14 protein-coding genes and 2 tRNA genes are annotated in these 15,288 nt (G+C 37.5%); 7 read left to right on the forward strand and 9 right to left on the reverse strand.

Going from position 1 to position 15,288, the window contains the following annotated elements:
* Positions 1–43: 43 nt before the first annotated feature.
* From DC53_RS07920 to DC53_RS07910, 3 genes are all read right to left on the reverse strand, one after another.
* Positions 44–1,291, reverse strand: a complete 1,248-nt coding sequence (locus tag DC53_RS07920; protein ID WP_007375661.1) for an amidohydrolase family protein — start codon at positions 1,289–1,291, stop codon at positions 44–46.
* A gap of 12 nt (positions 1,292–1,303) precedes the next feature.
* Positions 1,304–2,686 carry an amidohydrolase gene (locus DC53_RS07915; RefSeq protein WP_007375660.1) on the reverse strand — a complete coding sequence of 461 codons (1,383 nt, stop codon included), beginning with the start codon at positions 2,684–2,686 and terminating at the stop codon, positions 1,304–1,306.
* 100 nt (positions 2,687–2,786) lie between these two features.
* Positions 2,787–3,572, reverse strand: coding sequence for a hypothetical protein (locus DC53_RS07910; RefSeq protein WP_002962505.1), 786 nt, complete (start codon positions 3,570–3,572; stop codon positions 2,787–2,789).
* Positions 3,573–3,822: 250 nt separating this feature from the next.
* On the opposite strand from DC53_RS07910, the gene DC53_RS07905 reads away from it, so the two are divergent.
* The gene (locus tag DC53_RS07905; protein ID WP_007375658.1) at positions 3,823–4,182 is read left to right on the forward strand and encodes a DUF3718 domain-containing protein; all 360 of its coding nucleotides are present in this window, start codon (positions 3,823–3,825) and stop codon (positions 4,180–4,182) included.
* 58 nt (positions 4,183–4,240) lie between these two features.
* Here DC53_RS07905 and DC53_RS07900 read toward each other — a convergent pair whose 3' ends face one another.
* Positions 4,241–4,933 (reverse strand): hypothetical protein, encoded by a 693-nt coding sequence (locus tag DC53_RS07900; RefSeq protein WP_007375657.1) that lies wholly within the window; start codon positions 4,931–4,933, stop codon positions 4,241–4,243.
* Between the two features lie 124 nt (positions 4,934–5,057).
* Here DC53_RS07900 and DC53_RS07895 point away from each other — a divergent pair, with 124 nt between their 5' ends.
* Positions 5,058–5,930 (forward strand): fructosamine kinase family protein, encoded by an 873-nt coding sequence (locus DC53_RS07895; RefSeq protein ID WP_007375656.1) that lies wholly within the window; start codon positions 5,058–5,060, stop codon positions 5,928–5,930.
* A gap of 115 nt (positions 5,931–6,045) precedes the next feature.
* Positions 6,046–6,249: a CPXCG motif-containing cysteine-rich protein gene (locus tag DC53_RS07890; protein ID WP_007375655.1), complete on the forward strand. Its 204-nt coding sequence runs from the start codon at positions 6,046–6,048 to the stop codon at positions 6,247–6,249.
* A 1-nt stretch (position 6,250) separates the two neighbouring features.
* Here the strand turns inward: DC53_RS07890 and DC53_RS07885 are convergent, their stop codons facing one another.
* The gene (locus DC53_RS07885; protein WP_033015721.1) at positions 6,251–6,877 is read right to left on the reverse strand and encodes a riboflavin synthase; all 627 of its coding nucleotides are present in this window, start codon (positions 6,875–6,877) and stop codon (positions 6,251–6,253) included.
* A 128-nt stretch (positions 6,878–7,005) separates the two neighbouring features.
* Here DC53_RS07885 and DC53_RS07880 point away from each other — a divergent pair, with 128 nt between their 5' ends.
* The 4 genes from DC53_RS07880 to DC53_RS07865 all read left to right on the forward strand — a co-directional run bounded on the left by DC53_RS07880 (position 7,006) and on the right by DC53_RS07865 (position 10,014).
* Positions 7,006–8,361 carry an MATE family efflux transporter gene (locus DC53_RS07880; RefSeq protein WP_007375653.1) on the forward strand — a complete coding sequence of 452 codons (1,356 nt, stop codon included), beginning with the start codon at positions 7,006–7,008 and terminating at the stop codon, positions 8,359–8,361.
* Positions 8,339–9,391 carry a DUF3080 family protein gene (locus tag DC53_RS07875; protein ID WP_007375652.1) on the forward strand — a complete coding sequence of 351 codons (1,053 nt, stop codon included), beginning with the start codon at positions 8,339–8,341 and terminating at the stop codon, positions 9,389–9,391. The genes DC53_RS07880 and DC53_RS07875 overlap by 23 nt, the downstream gene beginning before the upstream one ends.
* Positions 9,392–9,503: 112 nt before the next feature.
* A tRNA-Val gene (locus tag DC53_RS07870) sits at positions 9,504–9,580 on the forward strand.
* Between the two features lie 357 nt (positions 9,581–9,937).
* Positions 9,938–10,014, forward strand: a tRNA-Val gene (locus DC53_RS07865).
* A gap of 149 nt (positions 10,015–10,163) precedes the next feature.
* Here the strand turns inward: DC53_RS07865 and DC53_RS07860 are convergent.
* The 4 genes from DC53_RS07860 to DC53_RS07850 form a co-directional block, all read right to left on the reverse strand.
* Entirely contained in the window at positions 10,164–10,931 is a 768-nt protein-coding gene (locus tag DC53_RS07860; RefSeq protein WP_007378513.1) for a hypothetical protein, read from the reverse strand.
* Positions 10,932–11,404: 473 nt separating this feature from the next.
* Positions 11,405–12,358, reverse strand: coding sequence for a hypothetical protein (locus DC53_RS07855; protein ID WP_033023827.1), 954 nt, complete (start codon positions 12,356–12,358; stop codon positions 11,405–11,407).
* Between the two features lie 80 nt (positions 12,359–12,438).
* Positions 12,439–13,641 (reverse strand): family 16 glycosylhydrolase, encoded by a 1,203-nt coding sequence (locus tag DC53_RS0120585; RefSeq protein ID WP_007378515.1) that lies wholly within the window; start codon positions 13,639–13,641, stop codon positions 12,439–12,441.
* A gap of 243 nt (positions 13,642–13,884) precedes the next feature.
* Positions 13,885–15,153: a helix-turn-helix transcriptional regulator gene (locus DC53_RS07850; RefSeq protein WP_033030417.1), complete on the reverse strand. Its 1,269-nt coding sequence runs from the start codon at positions 15,151–15,153 to the stop codon at positions 13,885–13,887.
* Positions 15,154–15,288 lie beyond the last annotated feature (135 nt).

The following is a 15,288-nucleotide window of genomic DNA, read 5'->3' on the forward strand; positions in this document are numbered from 1 at the left end:
AACGCAGTTACCGTCAGATTTAATCCCTCAAATTGATTAAGTATTATTGCGGGTTGGTATAAGCACGTGGCATTTTTGAATCTGTCGTATAGCGGTCACGAAGTTTATCTTGACGAGATTGTGTAGATACCTCAACCCCATTGATAAACATTTTGCTCACATGACTGCTTAGTTCAAACGGGTCATTACTCCACATTACTACATCAGCGGCTTTACCAACTTCAAGGCTACCTGCATTAATACCAAATACATCAGCAACGTTTGATGTAACCGCTTTTAACGCACCTTCTTGGCTCATACCGTACGACACAGCATTACCAGCATCAAAACGTAGCTGATAAATGTTGTGGCTTGCATCGCCGCCTACTGTTAGTAATACTTTAACGCCCGCTTTTTCAAGCACACTAGCATTATCTAAACTCGCATGAAGCGAATCAAAGCTTCCTGGTAAGCTATCCATTGCACTAATGATCACTGGGATATTTGCTTTAGCAACGCGCTCTTTAACTACAACAGCATCTTGCGCACCGTTAAGCACTAAATTAATGCCAAATTGCTCTTTTACTTTAATGAGCTCAATAATATCAGCCGCACGTGATACGCCAACCACTAATGGCATTTCGCCAGTGAGTACTTTTGCCATGACTTTATCTTCAGTACTTGGTTTGTCATCATCTTTTTTGGCTTTTTTACCAGCTTTAGTTTTGTGCTCATCAAGCTTATTAATCAGTGTTTGCAAAGTAAAAGCACGAGAGCCTTTGCTGCGCTCACCTAAGTAAACAATTAAAGCGGCCTGTTTTTGTATGTCGCTGTCAAAACTACCACTTAAATCAACAACACTCGCAAGGCCTGAAAAAATGCTATCGCCGCCATGTGGAGTAATTACATCGCGTGTTACGCCGCCTTTACGAGCATAAGGCACTAAGCTTGAATGAGCGTTGTAAGCCAAGCTTACGTCAAAATCGATACCGGCTTTATCCTCGCCTGCATCGCGCGAGCCCGCAACTGCACTTACTTCAACTAAACCAAGTTGGTTAATACTTGCAATAAAGCCAGGGGTTACAATTTGACCTTTTGCATCAATAACCTTATCGGCTTTCACTTCAGTTGGGTTAATCGCGGTGATTTTACCATCTGTCATTACAATGCTTGCCGCTTCTAATACACCTTGATCAGATGACGTATGTAATGTTGCATTAATAATTGCTAGCGATTGTGCGCTTACAGCACCAGATGCTAATAATCCTGCAGCAACCAGAGAAAGCGAAAACGAACGTGATAAATTTTTCATTCTGGGTGCTCCTTATTGTTGACCTAACATAAAATCACTTACTGCTTGATACGCGCTGTCGTTTCTATCGTAAACTTTTGCACCATCAACAAACACTTGTTCAGCTTTAGCATAAACACTAAATGGGCTTTGATTCCAAATAACAACATCGCCCTGCTTACCGGCTTCTAGTGAACCTGTTTTGTCATCAATACCTAACGATTTAGCAGCGTTAGACGTGATCCATTTAATAGCGTGTTGCTCAGAAATATCAAAACCATTTTCGTTAGCGCGGTACATAACCTTGCCCGCTTCTTGGTTTAAACGCTGAATAGTAGTATCTGAATCTGAGTGAACAACTGCACACGAGTTTTTAACCGCATCAACAATAGCCACGTTTTCTTGTACCATATCGTAGGCTTCCATTTTAAAGCCCCACCAGTCTGGCCAAAGTGCAGCACACGAACCATTTTGGGCAAGTAAGTCAGCAATTTTATATGCTTCTACACCGTGATGAAAAGTACCTGCGTGGTAACCAAATTCTTTTGACAGGTCAATCATCATTGCCATTTCTTCAGCTTTATAACAATGATTATGAATCATCACTTCGCCTTCAAGCACACCGCGTAGCGTATCGTGTTTAATATCACGTACTGGTGCTTCTGGGTTTAAACCTGCCGCGTAATCGGCATCGTACTTATCCCATGCACGTTTGTATTCAGCAGCCTCAGCCCATGCCATACGGTAACCAGCCATATTACCCATACGAGTTGAAGGCAGCACGCCTTTGCGACCATAAACACGTTTAGGGTTTTCACCACATGCCATTTTTAAACCATACGGCGCGCCAGGAAATTTCATGCCTTGCATAGTGTGTGCAGGTACATTTTTAAGCGTAACACCGCGACCACCAAATAAGTTAGCTGAGCCTGGTAAAATTTGCAGAGAAGTAATGCCGCCTTCGCGGGCGCGGTTAAAGCCTGGATCTTGTGGCCAGACAGAATGCTCAACCCACACTTCTGCAGTGTTAGGGCTGGTCATTTCGTTACCATCTTGATGCGACTCAACCGACGGGCTTGGGTATGCGCCTAAATGTGAATGTACGTCAATAATACCCGGTGTTACCCATTTGCCTTGTGCATCAATTGTAATATCAGCAGTGGCTGTTAAGTCTTTACCGACTTGTTGTACTTTGCCGTCAACAAGTAATACATCTGTTTCATCTAAACGCTCACCAGTACCTGTTAAAACGGTGGCATTGGTAATTAATGTGCTAGATGTAGAAACTGGCTGATAAGTACTTGGGTAAGGGTTTTTGTTAATTGTTATTTTATCGTCTTGCGGGCCGTTTTCTTGGCAACCTACAAGTGCAGCAGCTAAGCCCACTGCTAATAAAGAAGGTGCAAATTTTTGCATGTTGTTTGGATCTCCTGTTTTTTTGCTACTTTAGCGAAAGCTAAGGAATAAAGCCAAAAAAACAGGTGAAAACGCAGTTAATTAAGATGAATATCTGTAATTATTTCTTTATATAATTGTTATACAACTTTTCAAGCGCACCTTCGGTGGTAAGCGAGGGGTCTTTGCTTATAAAGTGCTTTACCGTACGCGTCACAAAATCAGAGTTTTGCTTATGTAGCTTTGAAAAATCTTTAATAAGTGTATTACCGTCTTTAGCTGCAGTTACTTTGTCATGACGGTGACGATACTGGCTCAATGCTTTATTAAAATCACCTTGGTAGTCTTCAACCAAAATTTTATAAAAGTCACTTTTTTGTACGTTTAAATCATTAATGCAGTAATTTAGCGCTTCTTTAAAGTCGGTAAATATCATGCCCTCTACATCAAACTCTTTCGTTTTTTCACGCACAGCTACTTTGGCATCTTCTGTGGCATAGCTAAAACCCGTAAAGGCTAAACGCTCAGCGGCTTCTTTTCCTAATTTCATACCCGCTTGAATACTATGGGCAAACTCGTCGCTCATGTCGCCAAGTTCGCTTTCTTCCCACATGTTATAAACGCGCAGTGGTTTAGCATATTTATTTGAGAGCTTTTTTTTAAGCTTGGTAAAACGCTCATCAATCGTCATCAGTCTTTCGTTATGTAAAAGTGCATGACACTCATAACACGCAGGGATAGAGATAAAGTCAGCCTCTTCACCTAAATCAACAATGCTTTGTAGCATATGCAATGGTGGACAATGGTCGCGCTCTGTTGCTTCACAACCACAATAAAAACACTGGTTAAAATGCTGCTGATCGCAAGCGTATGCTTGCTGATAATAACTGGCTAACGTTTTGCTCACCGTTGCTCCTAAAAAAACACGACTAAATTATGGGGGCGATAATAACAGCCTGAAAAAATAAATCAGCTGTAATAAAAAAATTTATATAAGTGTGTCAAAAAACATACTTAAATTGCTATTAATTCATACATCTAATTATAAGTGTGTATTAATCACATACTTGCTTACAGCTTGTTGCATTTGGTTAACAGCTTTTTTATTCAATTCGTTTAATACTTACCCTGCACCCGCAAATAATGAGGAATAAATTATGAACATATTAAAAGCAACTTTATATACTGGCTTAGTATTAAGCGCGGCACTTATTACAACGCCAACTTTAGCAGCAAAATTTGTTGCTGCTGATACAAGCCCAGGTACACAGGCTTGTATGGCTGTTGCGTCTAATAAAGCCTATAAATTGCGTGCAACACTGCGTGATTTACGTACCAGTAAAGCCGCCATCAACAAACTGCAATGTAATAACTTACCAATAACAGAATTTGTATCACTTTATAATTTAGATAAAAGCGCTAATTATCTAAATATTGAAGCGACAACACGCACATCAATTAAAGATTTAGCCAAAGTAAACATGCCTACAGTAACTATTATTACAAGCCCTAAATAAATGGCAGCTAAAAAGCAATTAAGCAGGCTGTTAAACCGCTTGCTTAATTCATTTTAAGTTAGATAATCACCGCTATTAAGCCAAATAAACCACCAAATACACCGCCCCACACAACAAGCCAGCCTAGGTGCTCGCGGATCATAGTTTGAATAATCTCTTTCACCATCTTAGGGGTAAGCTCATCTAAGCGCTCATCAACTAGTTTAAGCACTGTTTTATATAAACTCTCTGCGCTGTTACCTTGTGAAAGTGTTTGGGTTACTAATGCTTTAAAATCGTCAGTTTGAGAGATCTCACCAAGCGACAGTTGCATTTTTTCAATAAACTTTTCACGCATTGGCTCTATTGCCGCTGTACCGCCAAACATTCCTAGCATACTGCCAAACTGAGATTGCTCTATTACTTCTAACAAATTGTCAAAAGCAGGGTTTAAATCAACATTGCTAATTATTGGCTCAAAGTCGATATTTGGCTGTGCTTTATTTAGTAAATTATTAATTTTTTGCTCTGAAAAAAACTCCGTTAATATTAAGTTTCTTATGGCCACTTTAAAACTTTCAAATTTAAGTGCTATAACGCCTGAGCCATATAAAAACGGAACCTTTTCGAATAACATATGAATAGCCAATAAATTAGTTACCGCACCAGAAAGTGCAAATAAACCAACAGATAGCACAATTGCTTGGTTAAACACAAAACCTACAACAACACATAAACCTGCTAGCGAATTGGTTATTAAACTTTTGTTCATTCTTACTCCATTACAGTAAATGTAGTTTTATGCAATATAGCCGTTAATTTTACAACGTTTAGATTGTTAAATTAATTCCTTTTTGCCATAGTTTAACTATCTGTTTAAAAGGTGAGCAATTGTTATGTGGAAAACAGTAAACGAGCACATCAGCCAAGCTATTCATTATGATTTTAAACACACCCACAAACGCCAACTACAAAGTTCCAGCTCCGATAAACTATTTCATTTAAGTAACGGTACACAAAACTACTTAGTAAAAGTAGCATTAAAAAATGAACTCGAACGTTTTGAAAGTGAAGCTATCGGTTTAGAACTTTTAGCACAAAATAGTGTATTTATGGTGCCCGATTGCATTGTAACAGGTGCAAACATAGAATTTTCGTTTATCGTTTTAGAATGGCTAGTACTTGATAAACAACCTCATGATACGTGGTCTGCTATGGGTAAAAACTTGGCTAAAATGCACACCATACATGAACAGGCTATGTTTGGTTTTGATGTAGACAATTATTTAGCTACAACCATACAACCTAACCGCTGGCATAAAAAATGGGACGTATTTTATGCCGAAGAACGTATCGGCTGGCAATTACAGTTACTCGCTGAAAAAGGCATTAACTTTGTTGAACCCGAACGCTTAATAAATACGATAAAAGAACAACTCCATAGCCATCAAGTAAAGCCATCATTACTGCACGGTGATTTTTGGCGCGGAAACATGGGGTTTATCAATATGCTTCCAACCGTATTTAATCCAGCTTGTTATTATGGTGATCGGGAAGTTGATATTGCGATGAGCGAGTTGTTTGCCCCGCTCCCTGAAAATTTTTATACTGCCTACAATCAGCAATATCCGCTTTCGCAAAACTATCAAAAACGAAAATTGATTTATCAATTATACCCAATTTTAAATCACGCTAACATTTTTGCTGGACACTATCTCACTGAAGCAAAACAACATATAGAAATGCTCACAGCAACCAATGTAAAATAAGTGTCACAATCCTCCAGACCGACTATATTTAGTAAAGTAAGGAGTTCAGCTTTGATCCATTAAGTTTTTGCTAGAGTTATTTGCAACCACTTAATTATTTATAACTGGAGTGATTATGAAAGACTTTTTGTCACAACGAATCGCCTGCCCACATTGCGGACACCACATTCATTTAGACTTAGATGCAAGTATGGGCGATCAAGATTATATAGAAGACTGTGCAGCCTGCTGTAACCCAATTCATTTAAACATGCATATAGACTATGCTAACAATAAATTAGAGCTACACGTAGACAGCGACGACGAACAAATATTTTAATTTAAACCTGATGGCGTAAGTAATTTTCTACCGTGTTTACAATAGTATAAGTTTGCTGATCTACTTCAATATTTAGCTTATCACCTACTTGTGCTGCACCAATGTTTGTAATAGCGAGCGTTTCGGGAATAAGGTGTAACCAAAATCCTTGCTCGTCAATTTCACCCACGGTTAAGCTTGCGCCATTTATAGCAACAAAGCCTTTATATAACACATACTTTTTCCACTCTTTTGGTAAGCTTAATTGAATTTTACAGTTATTCTCAAGCTTCACAATTTGAGAGATTTGTGACGTACAATGAATATGCCCAGACACTATATGCCCACCCAATTCAGTACCAAACGTAACTGAGCGCTCGTAATTAACTAAGCTGCCTAGCTCAAGCAACCCTAAATTAGTTAGCTTTAGGGTTTCGTCAATCACATCAAAATGTACTTGCGCCACCACATCATGGTTACTTAGTTCAACTTGCACAACAGTTAAGCAACACCCGTTAATAGCTATACTTGCGCCTAAATCTAGGTGTTTTACATATTCATCACTTACCGATATAACTAAACGTAGAACGCCGGCTGTTTGAGTTTTAGAAACCACTGTTGCTTGCGTTTGCACTATTCCTGTAAACATAAAATCACTTAAAATTATTACAAAGTGATAGTTTAACGTATCAACTAATAAAATCATTCACAACTGAGATTTTTATTTGAAACACAATAGATTACAATTGTGTTCTGTTTTATTAAATAGCTGTTTTTATGACCTTTTGTAATTGGGAAGCTAAACGCTTACTCTCTCTTGCTCTTCCTGTTTTTTTAGCTCAAGTTACCCTTGTTTTAATGTCGGTGGTCGACACTATTATGGCCGGTCAAGTAAGTCCTACAGATTTAGCGGCACTGTCTATTGCCACAGGTATTTGGAATCCTTTGTTACTTGCATTACAAGGCATTTTATTAGCGCTCACCGGTATCATTGCTCAGTGCGCAGGTGCGAATGACAAAAAAGGTATTAGCCATTATTTTCAACAAGCCCTTTATTTAACCGTACTATTGAGTGCTATAGGGTTCGGTATCACTTATCTAGCCGACATAATTATATTAAGGCTCGATACCAGCCCAGCAATTGCAAGCCTTGCTTTTGACTACATTCATTTTGTTAAATGGGGTGTATTCGGCTTTTTAATTTTTACCACTTATAGAAACATGACCGAAGGCATGGGCATGACTAAACCCGCTTTTTACATAAGCTTGCTGGGTTTAGCTGTGAATATTCCGGTAAATTATATTTTTATAAATGGTTTGTTTGGTTTACCTGCCTACGGCGGCGCGGGTTGTGGTATTGCAACAGCAATTGTTTTAACTGTTATGGCAATTGCACAAGTGACTTACTGCCAACTAAGTAAAAAAGTAGACGCTAAAGGCCTGCTTACTCCATTTGAAAAACCTAACCTAGCCACCATTGTAACTATTACAAAATTAGGTATTCCAATTTCATTAGCCACCTTTTTTGAAGTAACCTTATTTGCCTGTATTCCTCTATTTATAGCGCATTTAGGCGCTGTGGCTGTATCAGGTCATCAAATAGCAGCCAGTGTAACTACATTATTGTTTATGATGCCGCTAAGCCTTTCTATCGCTATTAGTATCCGTATTGGTAATCTATATGGTCAAAATCATTTAAAGCAATTAAGGGTCGCCGTGTCGACCAGTTATATTTTAGCGATTGTTATCGCACTGTTTTTAGCACTTATTACATTTACAGGTCGTGATTTAATTAGCCAGTTGTACACAGATAGTCCCGAAGTAATTGCCCTTGCTACCTCAATTATGATTTTAGCCTGTGTTTATCAACTACCTGATGCTCTGCAAGTAGCAGCAAACGGTGTATTACGGGGTTTAAAATACACAGCACCTATTTCCTATATCACCTTTATATCGTATTGGTTAATCGGCTTTAGCTTAGGTTACGTATTGGCAAGAACAGACATAATAGTGCCAGCAATGGGGCCACACGGTTTTTGGGTCGGAATAATAGTCGGGCTAACCGTTGCCGCCGTATTGTTGATGCTCACAGTAAATAAGCGCTTTAAACGTGAACCATTCATTACCGAGTAAATTAATAATAAAGCGCTCACTACCAGTCGTTATATTGCTGTTAGTGAGCGTTTTTACGCTAACTAGTTGCAGTAAAGCACCTAGCTCAATAAATAATACCTACATAACGCGTTTAAGTGACACACTTAACACCTCCCCCATTACACCGGTAGTGCTTGAGCAATTAAAACTAACAAGACCGTCAGTGCTCAGCGAGAGCAAAATTACCCTAAGCATAGTTGAATTTGCTGGGCTTACCCGCTGTAGGCTTAATGTACTTATAAGCGAGCACAATAATCAACTTGGCAAAACAGCAACTGCGGCGAGCCAACTAAAGTACCAAATAAATTTCATTCAAAGCGCTGATAATTGCTTAAATACACTTGATGACAATACCGCTATTTATAGCAAAATAAGTGACGCAAAAAAACAAAAGCAAGCACACTTAATGCACTACTTTAATACCATGCTATTTAAAGAGCCTGAGCTCAACCGCACTTGGTTACTCACATCAAACGAGCTTTCAATGCAACCTGCAGGGTATAGCGACACTGTAGAGGCGCTTACGCAACTTGTTACTATAAAAAAACAGATAAAATCTCAGCAATTTAGTCAAGTTAATACTGACAGCCTGTTTAATGCATTAGAGCAACTCAACAAATACAGATTTAACCAAGCGCTTATTCAATCCGCTAGGCAACAAATAGCACTCAACAACAGCGCAACACAGTTTGTAAAAACAATAAGCTTCGGCGATCTTTGCCCTACGGGTAAAAATAAAAAAGAAGCTAAAATAATAAGTAATGTATTTCAAAAATATTATTTAAAACAAATTCAGCCATACCAAGCACAACTGACCGGATACCTTGAAGTATTACAACCACTTTACAACCGACTTTGGTTTGAAGAAAATATAACGGTTAAGCAAATTAATTATTTAATAGATGAAAACTCACCCAACAATTTACTAAATCAATTAAAAGGCTCAGCAGTAGATCATGTAGTTTGGTGGCAAAAATTTTATAAAACGTGTGAAATAAGCCCAATATGAATAAAAAAACGGCAAATAAACTCAAAAATAACAAACTTGCTTGATTCACCACCCGCCACGCTATATATTAGCCGCCGTTGTTAAGTAATTAACAACTTACTTAAACAGTAATACGACTGTAGCTCAGTTGGTTAGAGCACTACCTTGACATGGTAGGGGTCGGTGGTTCGAATCCACTCAGTCGTACCAACATTGATGAAACGTATAATTGAAGGAAAGAGCACTACCTACTCTTGACCACCCGGTCCAAGGGTCAGTAACTCGAATCCACTCAGTCGTACCAACATTTAAGTAAAATAAATAAAAGTACATCTGAAGGAAAAAGCACTACCTACTCTTGATCACCCGGTCCAAAGGTCAGTAGTTCGAATCCATTCAGTCGTACCAACGTTTAAGTAAAATAAATAAAAGTACATCTGAAGGAAAGAGCACTACCTACTCTTGACCACCCGGTCCAAGGGTCAGTAACTCGAATCCACTCAGTCGTACCAACATTTATTCTTAACTTAAAGAGTAAATCTATTTAAGTTAAACCTCAAAAATTGTACGACTGTAGCTCAGTTGGTTAGAGCACTACCTTGACATGGTAGGGGTCGGTGGTTCGAATCCACTCAGTCGTACCACTTCAAAGTAATAAAAAACCAAAAAAACACTACCCACTCTTGATCACCCGCTCCAAAGGTCGATGGTTCCAATCCACTCAGTCGTACCAATTCAAAGTAATAAAAAACCAAAAAAAGCACTACCCATAGGTTCTGCTTTAGGATTTGCTCTAATTATTAGAAACAAATTCGACTTTAAACTCGCCTAAACCTTCATATTTAATTGACGTTACCTCATTTATATCTAACTCCATCACACCGTTATAAGAACCGGTAATGAAAATTTGATCTGTTTTTAATTCAAAGCCATTAGCCGCTAAGAAATTTATAGCCCAATAAAGTGGCTCCTGTGGCAAGTGAGCTGGGTGTTTACCAATATGATTTGACTCCCTATCGCCTTGCTTAACAGTAATATGTATGTTGCTGCTCTCATATACTTTTTTAATGTCTACTTTAGGGCCTAAATAAACACCTTGATTAGACAAACCATCCGCTAATTTTTCGAAATGTGTAGCCGAATAATCGTCTGTGAATCTATTTTGAATAAGCTCTAAAGCAAGGTGGGCACTACCAATTGCATTATCTACCTCTTCATTTTTATATTCTTTAAAGATATCTAAATTTTTATTCAACACAAAGGCAATTTCAGGCTCCATTAATGCTTTATCGTTCTTTGTAATAAGCTCGCAATGTTCGATCGATTTAATTGGCATGTGAAGAAGAGGAGCTAAAATGTATGCACCATTGTCTAATGGCAACATACATTTCCAGCCATAAACCGTGTTATTATTTAGCTTAATCATTAATTTTTGTACATTAATTACGTCATTCATTGAGCTAATAGTCAGGTTTTCAGGGAAATCTGAAACTTCATTATTGTGCCCTCTTTTATTCAATAAATACTTTGCAATACTGGTAAACTTTGATGAGTTAGTCATTTTATTCCTATTAAATCAATTTATAACAAGGCTTAATCACGGCGTGAAGTTTGTAACCTAGTGAGCTCGATAACTGCTCCTGCGTTACTCTACTGGCTTACATTCATGTAAGAATAAGTAAAAACCGAGTAAAGCTTCCGTGTCCTGCTCACGCCCCTTATCTGCATCAATATAAGCAACAAAGAGTTAATCATCCCTAGAAAGAACCCAAGGGCGCGAATGTTTGGTATTTATGCTGCGTTATCAACTATTTATTGGGAATAACCACACTACACAGGCTCTGCGCCGCCTAAAAACCAAACAAATTGCTGTAAATTCAACCTCCCAAGTTCAACACGACCTAAGCATTTTCTATTCAAAGTACGGCTTTTAGATTAAGTATTTCCTGATAATCATGCAGCAACATACACACCAAAACATACTACATTTACATACATTAAGTGTATTGTTTAGCTTTGCTTATTATAGGTTTATTACAATTTATCAAACAAACGGGCACGCAATGTTGGGTTGTGAATTTGCTCTATTAGCGGAGTAAGGCCAACTATGGATGAGCCTGTATAGTCAATATAGCTCTGTATCGCGTAAAATTTTGCTTCCTCACCCTCTAACATATGTATCCATTCTAGTGCCTTATTAAGTTCACCTTCTGGCCATTGACTAATAATAGAGTACGCTAAATCTGGCTGTAATAATGATGGGTAAGTATAAAATTCATCTTGTAGCTTTTGTGGGTTTTGACTCGTTAATTGTAGCGCTAGTTCATGTTGAATTAGTTTACGATCATTCGCTTTTATTTGTGTATTTATTTCAAGGTATTCTAGTAACTGAATAGGATCGTGTTTTGCCCACACTTTTAACAAGCTGAGTTCAGCCTCTTTTTTGATATTGGAATTATCTAATGCATTTAGCCAATCAATTGCATAATAAGGATTTACTTTCGCCTGTGCATTTAAGTATTCGTTAACAATATTCAAATTTGAATAAAACTCTTGTGTACTTAAGATGATGTCACTTGCTATTGATAAATTTTCTGAGATTAATATACGCATTACTTTACTGATATATAACGTACGTTCCTTAGTAGCACGTTGCTGATTAAGCCAACTCAAACAAGAATAAGGCGCTTTTTTTATCCACATTTTTAAAATGTCGCTTATTTTTTCTATACGTTGTTGTTGAGCGCCTATTAATAACGCTTTATTCAACATAATTATATATTGCGGCTTTTTAACTATAGACTTAGAGGCACTGTTGCTATTAAGTATTTTTTTTGTAAAACGTGGGGGAACGTCTACTTTATAAAATTTAATATTACCATCTTCTATTGGCTTATCATTAGGGCTATTTGCCAAATGTATACATACACAAGCTATTATTAAGCACATAAAAGTAAGACCCAAGCGGCGTAAATTTGTATTCGTCATATTATTAAGTCCCTAAAATCATTGCTCTGCGACTTGAAAATAGCATGCCTCAAATCCTTTTGAGGCTAATTAGTTTTAATTTATATTACACTCACGGCTAAAGTATCTATTTTGCCTTTATTTTTAGTTTTAACCGTAATTGTCGCGCTGCCTTTATTTTTGGCTTTAACAACTCCGGCATTATTCACGGTAGCTACATTTTTATTGCTAGTAGAATAAATAACATTTTTGTTCGTTGCGCAGGCAGGTAACACCGTCGATTCAATCGTTGCTGACTGGCCTTTTCTCAACGCTTGTGTTGGTGAACTTATACTCACACTGTTAACACCAACCCACGTATCAGGGCATGAATTCCCGCCCTGAGAATCCCCTCCATCTGGATTTGTATTATTCCCAACTTTTACCCATGATCTAACATAATCAACTTCCATAGACGTTGGAAAACCTTGCTCTGAGTTATTAGCTGATGGATAAAATTGATTACACTTCCACTCGGTATGCGGGGCGCGAAGACCTTGCGATAGAGTTAGATTCATTTGGCGATGCCAATAAAGATTTTTTTTCTGACCTACAACAACGCCATCTACATACCACGTAATGTCATCTTTAGTTACATTAACTCCATAGGTATGAAAATCATTACGCGGATCAAAAGGTAGGTGGTAGCCGCTATGGTTTGTATCAGGAAATGTACCAGGGCGCATCCAAGTAGGCTTGCCATTTTTTACTACAATATTATGCAGATCATGGTCTGACTCTCTTACCGAGCGTTTTTGAGTTAGCTCCACTACATCTATTTCGCTGTACTGCACATCGCCTTCTTCAGTTAAAGAGCGGTCAATTGTGCTGTACATCCAAAATGCAGGTGAAACACCAGGAAACGTACTTGCGCCTTTAATGCGCGCTTCATAATATCCGTAGTTGCCTGTAGCTCTAGACTTAGCTACCCCTGATGTATAATAAAGTGGATAATTAGTCAGTTGTTTTTGATTACATCCATCCCAAAAGTTACGCTGATGCGTTTCACGCTTAGTTGTAAGCTTTAATTTTCCATCGGAGACGGTTGCATTTTCATTCTTCCAAGACCAAACACCGTAGTTTTCAGTTTGAAAATTCCACTTAGTCGCGTCTTTTACATCGAACTCATCCGAGCGCTTAACTTGTAAAATCCATGTTTCGCCAGGTTTTGCTATAGGTGGTTGCATGTCTGCTTGGGATGCTGAACTTATTAGTAGCATACCTAACGCTGATACCGGTAAAATTACTGTATTTGTAAGGTTCATTATTTATCCATTAGTTGTCAGTATAAACCGAATCTGTAAACACATAAAAACTGTGTACAGAATTGCGTGGTCAGGCATTAATTTACACAGGGAAACAAGGTTATTTAACTGCATAATTTAATGCCTAACATCAGCCGATAAATTGCACGAATGCAACATGGCCGATTAGCTAATTTAATATGAAAATAATGGTATAAACCTCAAAATATGGGTACTAAGTTCTCTAAAAACGGCTTTTACCCATTATTTAGTTGTAGTTTTCCCAGTAAAAATATCTTTAAATTGCCTCGGGGTAAAGTTTGTTCTTTTTTTGAAAACCGTAGCAAAATAATTTGAATTATTAAAACCAACCTCAAAGGCCGTTTCTGTTACGGACTTTTCAAGCAACATAACCTTTGCTTTTTCTATTCGTATATCAATTATTTGATTGTTAATTGTATTACTTGTTACCTGCCTAAATTGCTTTATTAAGTAAGAACGACTTACTCCAATGGCACAGGCAATTATGTCAATGTTAATGTTTTTAGAGTAATTTTTGTCGATATATCGCTGCGCAGCTCTTACAACATCTTCATTAACACTAACCCCTTTGGTATTAGTGTTATGTTTTACTAAATGTTTGTCGGATAGAAAAATGTAAGTAACTTGGGAAAAATATTTATTAACGTATTTAAAGACCGAGGCTAAGTAACGTTTATTTAGCTGTGATTTTACGACGCCGAAACATACTATTAAATTAGCTTTTTTAAGCTTATTCTTGAGCAAAAGAGAGCTATTTATAAACTTATTTTTATCCAATGTATGATTTTTTTCAGGTTTAAAGAGTGACGCTGGCGCAGTATTTAACCTAAGCGCGTTATTTGTAATGTATATATCTTTAAATATTGCTGCAGCCCAAATTAGACCACAAACACTTGTACCCGCATAATAGAATACCCAATGCTGGTAAACACTCCCTAGCACAGCGACAACACCTAAACATAATGCACTGTATATATAGCCATGGTTTTTCAGATTTTTCCCATGCAAAAGCAAATATCCACATGGCAAAATTAATAACATCATAATAGCCACTACCTGTAAGTAATAAACATGGTTTATTACCAGCCAAGTAAAAGGTCCAATAACGACCCCAAAATCTAAAAGCACGTTTATTTTAGGGTGAGTCAAATCAGTTAATACCAAATAACTAAGTGAAAATACAAAGCCAAAAGCGTAGCTGAAATATTGTACTGCATGGGGCAGCAATATGTCTGATTGTCTAAAAAGGGCAACCAATAAAGAAGGAAGTCCGAACCAAAAAAATAAAATAGTACGCCCGAGCTGCAGGTAAGGTTTAGTATGCTCAATAGGAAGTGCGTTAAGTAAAGGCCCGCACAAATAAAAAATAAATGTAATAAAAAATATTACATAATAGTTATAGGCAGTACCAAAACGTTTACGTACGAGAGAGAAGTAAACCAGTGCCATAAAAAATATATTAGCTACCAATAACGGAATAATACAACGCATAAATATATCCCACGTTAATAGGTTTTCTATCAAACTTTACCCTACCTTTTATGTATTCAATTAACTAACATATTATGTTTATATAAATAACACAAATAAGCCAGTTTAATTTTGTGTTTAAGTAGCATGTGGGAA

It is taken from the genome of Pseudoalteromonas fuliginea (assembly GCF_000690055.1).
Lineage (GTDB): Bacteria > Pseudomonadota > Gammaproteobacteria > Enterobacterales > Alteromonadaceae > Pseudoalteromonas > Pseudoalteromonas fuliginea.

Coding starts and splice junctions, on each gene's coding strand:
- DC53_RS0120585 (WP_007378515.1), bottom strand. CDS start 13,641: ATGAACCTTACAAATACAGTAATTTTACCGGTATCAGCGTTAGGTATG.
- DC53_RS07855 (WP_033023827.1), bottom strand. CDS start 12,358: ATGACGAATACAAATTTACGCCGCTTGGGTCTTACTTTTATGTGCTTA.
- DC53_RS07860 (WP_007378513.1), bottom strand. CDS start 10,931: ATGACTAACTCATCAAAGTTTACCAGTATTGCAAAGTATTTATTGAAT.
- DC53_RS07905 (WP_007375658.1), top strand. CDS start 3,823: ATGAACATATTAAAAGCAACTTTATATACTGGCTTAGTATTAAGCGCG.
- DC53_RS07850 (WP_033030417.1), bottom strand. CDS start 15,153: ATGCGTTGTATTATTCCGTTATTGGTAGCTAATATATTTTTTATGGCA.
- DC53_RS07890 (WP_007375655.1), top strand. CDS start 6,046: ATGAAAGACTTTTTGTCACAACGAATCGCCTGCCCACATTGCGGACAC.
- DC53_RS07920 (WP_007375661.1), bottom strand. CDS start 1,291: ATGAAAAATTTATCACGTTCGTTTTCGCTTTCTCTGGTTGCTGCAGGA.
- DC53_RS07880 (WP_007375653.1), top strand. CDS start 7,006: ATGACCTTTTGTAATTGGGAAGCTAAACGCTTACTCTCTCTTGCTCTT.
- DC53_RS07915 (WP_007375660.1), bottom strand. CDS start 2,686: ATGCAAAAATTTGCACCTTCTTTATTAGCAGTGGGCTTAGCTGCTGCA.
- DC53_RS07900 (WP_007375657.1), bottom strand. CDS start 4,933: ATGAACAAAAGTTTAATAACCAATTCGCTAGCAGGTTTATGTGTTGTT.
- DC53_RS07885 (WP_033015721.1), bottom strand. CDS start 6,877: ATGTTTACAGGAATAGTGCAAACGCAAGCAACAGTGGTTTCTAAAACT.
- DC53_RS07895 (WP_007375656.1), top strand. CDS start 5,058: ATGTGGAAAACAGTAAACGAGCACATCAGCCAAGCTATTCATTATGAT.